Source organism: Actinosynnema sp., from assembly GCF_052038725.1.
Genome location: NZ_JBQGCX010000057.1, coordinates 1 through 4,872, shown reverse-complemented (window position 1 = coordinate 4,872; position 4,872 = coordinate 1). Strand labels below are relative to the sequence as shown.

The 4,872-nt window shown below is 75.5% G+C and carries 6 protein-coding genes; 4 read left to right on the top strand and 2 right to left on the bottom strand.

From position 1 onward, the window contains the following. A partial coding sequence (locus ACTUAL_RS01145; RefSeq protein ID WP_440898948.1) for a chitosanase occupies positions 1 to 678 on the top strand: 678 nt, incomplete at its 5' end. A gap of 72 nt (positions 679 to 750) precedes the next feature. Here the strand turns inward: ACTUAL_RS01145 and ACTUAL_RS01140 are convergent. Then, a complete protein-coding gene (locus tag ACTUAL_RS01140) occupies positions 751 to 2,034 on the bottom strand; it encodes a hypothetical protein (RefSeq protein WP_440898947.1) in 1,284 nt (427 codons plus the stop codon). A gap of 71 nt (positions 2,035 to 2,105) precedes the next feature. Then, positions 2,106 to 2,960 (bottom strand): helix-turn-helix domain-containing protein, encoded by an 855-nt coding sequence (locus ACTUAL_RS01135; RefSeq protein ID WP_440898946.1) that lies wholly within the window; start codon positions 2,958 to 2,960, stop codon positions 2,106 to 2,108. Between the two features lie 125 nt (positions 2,961 to 3,085). On the opposite strand from ACTUAL_RS01135, the gene ACTUAL_RS01130 reads away from it, so the two are divergent. The 3 genes from ACTUAL_RS01130 to ACTUAL_RS01120 form a co-directional block, all read left to right on the top strand. Next, complete coding sequence (locus ACTUAL_RS01130; protein ID WP_440898945.1) at positions 3,086 to 3,601, top strand: SRPBCC family protein; 516 nt, start codon at positions 3,086 to 3,088, stop codon at positions 3,599 to 3,601. Between the two features lie 404 nt (positions 3,602 to 4,005). Further along, on the top strand, positions 4,006 to 4,515 hold the full coding sequence (locus tag ACTUAL_RS01125; RefSeq protein WP_440898944.1) for a hypothetical protein: 510 nt from the start codon (positions 4,006 to 4,008) through the stop codon (positions 4,513 to 4,515). A 161-nt stretch (positions 4,516 to 4,676) separates the two neighbouring features. After that, a partial coding sequence (locus tag ACTUAL_RS01120) for a hypothetical protein (RefSeq protein ID WP_440898943.1) occupies positions 4,677 to 4,872 on the top strand: 196 nt, incomplete at its 3' end.

The following is a 4,872-nucleotide window of genomic DNA, read 5'->3' as shown; positions in this document are numbered from 1 at the left end:
CTCGCGTTCCAGCTGGTCTCGACCGCCGAGAATTCCACCCTCGACTGGCGTGGCGAGTACGGCTACATCGAGGACATCGGCGACGGTCGCGGCTACACGGCGGGCATCATCGGCTTCTGCTCCGGCACCGGCGACATGCTGGAGCTGGTCGAGCACTACACCTCGGTGAAGCCGAACAACGCGCTCGCCGGCTACCTCCCCGCGCAGCGCCGGGTCAACGGCACGCCGGCCCACGAGGGCCACGACCCCGGCGTCCAGCAGGCGTGGCGCACCGCCGCGCAGGACCCGGTGTTCCAGCAGGCGCAGGAGAGCGAGCGGGACCGGGTGTACTTCACCCCCTCCGTCAACCAGGCCAAGTCCGACGGCCTGCGCGCGCTCGGCCAGTTCGCCTACTACGACGCGATCGTCATGCACGGCGGCGGCACCGACCAGGCCAGCTTCGGCACGATCCGCCGCAAGGCCATGGCCCGCGCCAAGACCCCGGCGCAGGGCGGCGACGAGACCGCGTACCTGCACGCGTTCCTGGACGAGCGGGTCGCGGCGATGAAGCTGGAGGAGGCGCACGAGGACACCTCGCGCGTGGACACCGCGCAGCGGGTGTTCCTCAACAACGGCAACCTCGACCTGAACACGCCGCTGGCGTGGAAGGTCTACGGCGACCCGTTCCGGATCGACTAGCCCGGACCGCGTCGACCAGCCCGGACACCGAGGCGCCCGGTCCCCGTCCGCGGGGCCGGGCGCCTCGGCGCGTCACCGCCCCGGATCGGTGCTCACGGTGATCGGCGTCAGGTGCGCCAGCGGGGACGACGTGCCGTCCACGACCCGGTCGAACCGGCGGTCGCCCTTGAGGTGCTTGGCGAAGAACGCCGACAGGTAGGTGACCGCGACCTGGCGCTGCTCCGGCTCGGTCAGCTGCCGGACCGGCCGCTCGTCCGCGACCTGCGCGCACTGGCCCGGTCCCGGCCGGGTGCTCGGGCCGCCTGCCCAGGCCTCGGCCGCGTCGTCGGTGGCCATCACCTGCCCGCTCGACGGCGACCACTCGGTGTTGTACGCGTTGTGGTTCGCCCCCCGCACCTCCCACAACACGATCTGCGCGCTGGTGTGCCCGCGCGCGTTGGCGAAGTGCTGCGGACCGCCGGTCGCGTAGTCGCAGGACCCGGCCAGCGCGCCGAACGGGATGTCGGTGACCCGGTAGTCCAGGTTCTCCGGCGCGTCCTCGTCCGGCGCGTAGTAGGTCACCGACGCCAGCGGCACCACCGCGCGGATCGCCACGCCCTCCGGCATCCGGTCCCGGTTCGCCCGCGCCGCCTGCCACATCACGGCCCGCCCGCCGCGCGAGTGCCCGACCACGCCCACCGAGCCCAGGTCGACGTGACCGGTGAAGCCCAAGCGCCCCAACGGTTCCGCGAGCGGCCCGGTGCCGTCCTCGGCCAGCCGCCGCCACATCCGCAGGTGCTCGTAGCCCACCTCGGCGCGCGCCAGGTCCGCGATCTGCCCCAGCTCCCCGGCGTTCACCCCGCTCACGCCGATCGACACCACCACGAACCCGCGCTCCGCCAGCGCCCGCCCGAGGTAGTCGTAGCCCCGGTGGTTGGGCAGCGCGGGGGTGCCCGGCGCGCACGGCCACCGGCTCAGCGCCACCGACGCGTCCTGCAACCGCCCCTCCAGCCGCTCGACCTCCGCCGGGTCGGTCACCGGGTCCGGGCCGTAGAGCGCGGTGTAGGAGGACTTCCAGGCCGCCTCGGCGTCCCGGTCCGCGCAGCTGTGCCAGAGGCCGTGCTGGATCAGCACCAGCGGCAGCTTCCCGCGCCTGGCGAGGTCGGCGGGGTAGTGCACCCGGCCGACCAGCTCCAGGTCGGCCAGCCGCGCGGGCTCGCCCTCCACGGGCGAGGCGTGGAAGCCGGGCACGTGGAACGCGGCGTCGCCGAGGTCGTAGTCGGCGGTGCGCACCGTGACCGGGTGCGCCAGCGCGGTGGCGGGGGTGAGGGTGACCGCGAGCAGCGCGGCGGCCACCAGCAGTGATCGCTTGACCATGGGTGGGAGTTCTACCGGGCGGTTGTGCGGAACCGGTGAGCGTCGTGCGATGAGCTCGCGCTCCACCGGGGTCAGCGCTCCAGGACGGCCTGCGCCAGCAGGGTCAGCGCCGCCTGCGACGGTGAACCGGGCTCCGCCGTCACCAGCGTCAGCGCCTGCTCCGGCGCGTCCGCGGGCCGCAGGGCCTGCTGCCGCACGGACATCGCGCCCACCAGCGGGTGCCGCATCTCGTGCTCGTCGCTCCCGCAGGCCTTCACCCGGTGCCCCGCCCACAGCGCCGCGAACTCCGCGCTGCCGGTCACCAGCTCGCCGACCAGCGCGCTGAGCAGCCGGTCGTCCGGGTGCCTGCCCGCCGTCGCGCGCAGGTTCCCCACCACCGCCCTGGCCTTGGCCTCCCACCTCGGGTACAGCTCGCGGGTGTGCGCGTCCAGGAACACCAGGCGCGCCATGTTCGGCCGCTCCGCCGGGCGGTCCACCGAGTCGCGGTCCAGGTGCCCGGCGAACAGGGCGTGCCCCAGCGGGTTCCACGCCAGCACGTCCGTGCGCCTGCCCAGCAGCACGGCGGGCACGGCGCCCAGCGCGGCGAGCAGCTCGGTCGCGGACGCGCTCACCCGCTCCACCGGCGGTCGCTTCACCGCGCCCCTGCGGCGGGGCCTGGCGAGCGCGCGCAGGTGCTCGTGCTCGTCCCGGTCCAGCCGCAGCGCGCGGGCGATGCCGTCGACCACCTCGGTCGAGGCGTTCACCGACAGCCCCTGTTCGAGGCGCACGTAGTAGGACGCGCTCACCCCGGCGAGCCCGGCGACCTCCTCCCGCCGCAACCCCGGCACCCGGCGGCGCTCGCCGTAGGTGTCGAGCCCGACGTCGGCGGGGCGCAACCGCGCCCGGCACGCCTGGAGGTACTCCGCGAGCTGACCCGGTCCGTCCACGGGACCAGTGTGCGCCACGGCGGGGCGCGCCAGCCTGCCTGCGCGAGTGGTAGGAAGCGCGCGGGCTGGCCGGGGCGCGGCGACCCGAACCAGCCTGGGGGCGACGACCCGACCCGAGGAGGACCATGACCACCACCCGAGTCCGCGCCGACGACGACCCGACCGGGGAGCTCGACCTCGCCGACTTCGCCTTCACCCGCGCCGCCTGGCTGCCCGCGCCCGTCGAGCGGGTGTACGCGCTGGTCAGCGACGTCTCGCTGATCGACCGCTGGAGCCCGACCGCGTCCGGCGTGCGCTACGACGACGGCGCGGGCCCCGAACCCGGCGCGTGGTTCGGCGGCCACAACCGGCGCGGCGAGCGCGAGTGGGCCAGCCGCTCCCAGGTGCTCGCCGCCTCGCCGCCGGAGGAGTTCTCGTTCGTCGTGGGCGGGGTGGCGGAGGGGGCGGTGCGCTGGCGCTGGACGTTCCGCGCCGACGGCGGCGGCACGATCGCGCGGCAGGAGTGGCGGCTGCTGCGCCCCCACCCCGCGTTCGGCCCGACCCGCCGCGACGAGCCCGCCCTGCGCGCCACCATGGCCGCCAGCGCGGAGACGACGCAGCTGGCTCTGGCCCGGTGGTTGCACGAGCACCCGGAGGGGTGAGCGGGGGCGGGGTGGGTGGCGCCGCGGGGGCGCCGCCCACCCCGCTGGTTCGTTGTTCACGTCGCCGGTTCGCCGCTCACGTCGCTCGCTTGCTGTTCACGCCGCCGGTTCGCCGTTCGCCCCGCAGGTTCGCTGCCCACGCCGCAGGCTCGCCGCTCGCCCCTCGCTCGCCGCTCGCCCCTCGCTCGCCGCTCATTCCGCTGGGCCGCTGGGCCGCCGCCTCGCCGGTTCGCCGCACCCCGGCAGGCGGGCCGTCCCCGCCCCTTCGTCGCCCGGAGCCCTTTCGCCCGTTTTGGCTACACTCGACGTGGTCGGTGCCGTTCGTCGGGGAGAGGTCGTCCGTGGGCCACGCGCGCGCAGAACGCGGTCGCACCGCGACGCCGCGCGCCCGCGAGGTGGCGCCGATGTCGCTCGTCGCCCCGTTCGCCGCGTCCGTCGTCGCGGTCGGCGACCCGCTGCCCGACGTGCACCTGTCGGTCATGTCCGCCGCGCTCGTCCTGCAGTCCGCGCTGTGGCACGGCGCGCTGGGCCGGGTCCGCTCGACGTGGCTGTTCGTCCAGATCGCCGTGATCCTCGGCGGGTTCGCGGGCACGCACGTCGCGTCGACCAACCACGCGCCCGCGATGGTCGCCGACCCGCTGCCGTGGACCGTGCCGATGCTCGACCTCGTGGCCGCCGTCGGGGTGGTCGCGCTGCTCGCCTCCTTCGAGGACTCGCTGGTCACCGGCGGTCTTCGGGCCTGGCGCGCGCTCGCCGACCGGCTGCGGACCTGGCTGGCCGTCCTCGTCCGGGCGGTGCGCTGCCGCGTCGCCGCGGTGGTGGTGCGCCTCGGCGCGCCCGAGGCCCGCGACGTGGTCCGCGAGGTGCTGCTGCGCTCGTGCGCCGCCCGCCGGGGCCCTCCGCTGCCCGCGTAGCGCCCGAGCCCGACCGGGAGTCCCCCGGTGATCCCCAGAACTTCCGCACGGCGTCCCCGTGCGGTTCGAACCCGACGCCCGCGCGGCCCGGTCACGCCCTCGCCGAGGGCGCTGCCGCGGTGCACGCGCGCCGGCGTCGACCCCAGAGAGGAAGACCCGACGTGGGCATCTTCGACATGTTCAACGAGCAGGCGTCCGAGTTCACCCAGGGCGTGTTCGGCCAGGCGAACGAGGCCGTGGGCGGCGTCGCCGACCAGGCGGGGCAGTTCACCGAGCAGGCGGGGCAGTTCGGCGAGCAGGCCACCCAGTGGGGCGGCGAGCAGGTCGGCCAGTTCGGCGAGCAGGCCGGGCAGTTCA